1 protein-coding gene is annotated in these 1,808 nt (G+C 41.9%); it reads right to left on the bottom strand.

The window, feature by feature from the left end:
- Positions 1-167: 167 nt before the first annotated feature.
- Entirely contained in the window at positions 168-1,721 is a 1,554-nt protein-coding gene (locus DK187_RS20820) for an IS1182 family transposase (RefSeq protein ID WP_111609212.1), read from the bottom strand.
- Between the last annotated feature and the right edge of the window lie 87 nt (positions 1,722-1,808).

Below are 1,808 nucleotides of genomic sequence, written 5' to 3'. Positions count from 1 at the left end.
CTAACCAAGCTGTAGAAAAATTAAGTTTTTCATGTAAATAATCTGCCTCACCTTGGATTTGTATATTTCAAAGATTGTATTTGATGACAAACATTTTTAAGCACCGTGGATGAATATATCACCTCATTCACGCTAAAACAGCGCTATATTGCCATAACTACGCTCGTTTATACGCTTACAGCGCCAGCATTACCATAACGCCATAACTTTTCAATGTTGTGAACAGTGCAGTACATCAGCCACTGACAGGTAACCTTAGCTTTCCCTCTCAAGGTCAGCTTATTGGTGCCTTTGTTACTGGTGATATTTCCAAATACTGGCTCTATTGTCCACATGCGACGGGAATAATTTCTCCGCCCTTGTTCGCTGTCGATTTTTTGCTTCATTAAATCCAAATAACTGACATTGTCTTCGCCATCCACGACAAAGGAAACTTGGCGACCATGTTCCTTTAATGGCCGTTTCATGCAGTCGCTTTGCAGCGGGCAACCACGACAATTTTTTAAATAGGATTTAAAGCGCATATAGCGCTTATTGTTGATCTCAAAATGATCGCCGTGGTACATCATTTCATGCCCATTGGGGCAGATGCAGGTTTTGGCTTCTTTGTTAACTGTAAAATCGGCAGCAGGAAATTTAGCCGTATTTTTACGTTTATCCTTACGGGTTTTCTGGCGGTGGGCCTTATGCTTTGCGACAGTTTCAGATCCCGCTATCTTTGGATCACGTTGACGAAAGTTGGTATCGGGAACAACGGCATTGATGCCTTCATTAAACAGGTACTTCATATTGTCTTCACTGGAGTAGCCAGTATCGGCTGTTAGCAGCACGTTGCCACTTAAGCAGTCTTCGCCCAGATTTTCTCGAATTTGCTCAATCATGGGTTTTAATAATGATTGATCCTGACCAACACCAAAGGCTTCTGTAGCAACAACAATCTGATGTAACTCATCGGCCACTGTCTGGCAGTTATAGCCTTGTATAGTACCTTTTGAGGTGGTCATTTTGGTGCTGTCATTATCCGTTATATTACTCTGTACTTCCTTTGCCCGTTTACCGACCCCTTGCCGCTTGTCATTGTTTTTCAAAAACTCATCGATCTTCGTCGCATTTTTAATCAAGGTATCGGCCGTTTTAAGCGCTCGCCCTTTGTCATCTGTATCTTTGGCAGAATCATTGGATTGGTGGCGTTCGATAATCTTTCGTGCCGTGGCTTTTAACTTATCCGATTTCTTGCGTAAATCAGCGTGTGTGCCACTCCATGCTTTTGACGCATCAGACGGTAGCTTGCAGCCATCAATCGCAAAGTGCTCTCTACCGACCAATCCGCTCTTACAACAAATCATCAGCACTTTATGAAAAACCGATTTCATCTCTTCCGAATAACCGCTGACAAAATCAGCAATCGTAGTGAAATGAGGCGTTTTTCCGGCAGCCAGTGCCATGAATTTCAAATCCGTTTTACAGCTCCGTTCAATAGCACGGCTTGATGTGATGCCACGGTAATACGCATAAAAAATAACACGCAATAAAATCGCAGGAGGATACGCTTTGCGGCCAACTTTTTTGTTTTTATACCGCTTATGGAAATCATCAAGATCAAGCGTATTTGTGATCAGCTGGTATAAACAAAACTCAAAGGTATTTTCACCCAGCACTTCCAAATAATTAATATCGAGAAATACACTTTGGTTGAGGTTGTCATCAAGATAATTGGCCATAAATAAACTGAACAGCGGATGAAATGTCTATTTTACAACACGAATCGAGCAATGGCGTGGGTTTAAGGTATTTTTCTACAGCCTGAA

Origin of the sequence: Marinomonas arctica, from assembly GCF_003259225.1 — a bacterium.
Lineage (GTDB): Bacteria > Pseudomonadota > Gammaproteobacteria > Pseudomonadales > Marinomonadaceae > Marinomonas > Marinomonas arctica.
Note: the sequence above shows the minus strand (reverse complement) of the source record. Positions and strands in the feature narration are given on the sequence as shown.

Coding starts and splice junctions, on each gene's coding strand:
- DK187_RS20820 (WP_111609212.1), bottom strand. CDS start 1,721: ATGGCCAATTATCTTGATGACAACCTCAACCAAAGTGTATTTCTCGAT.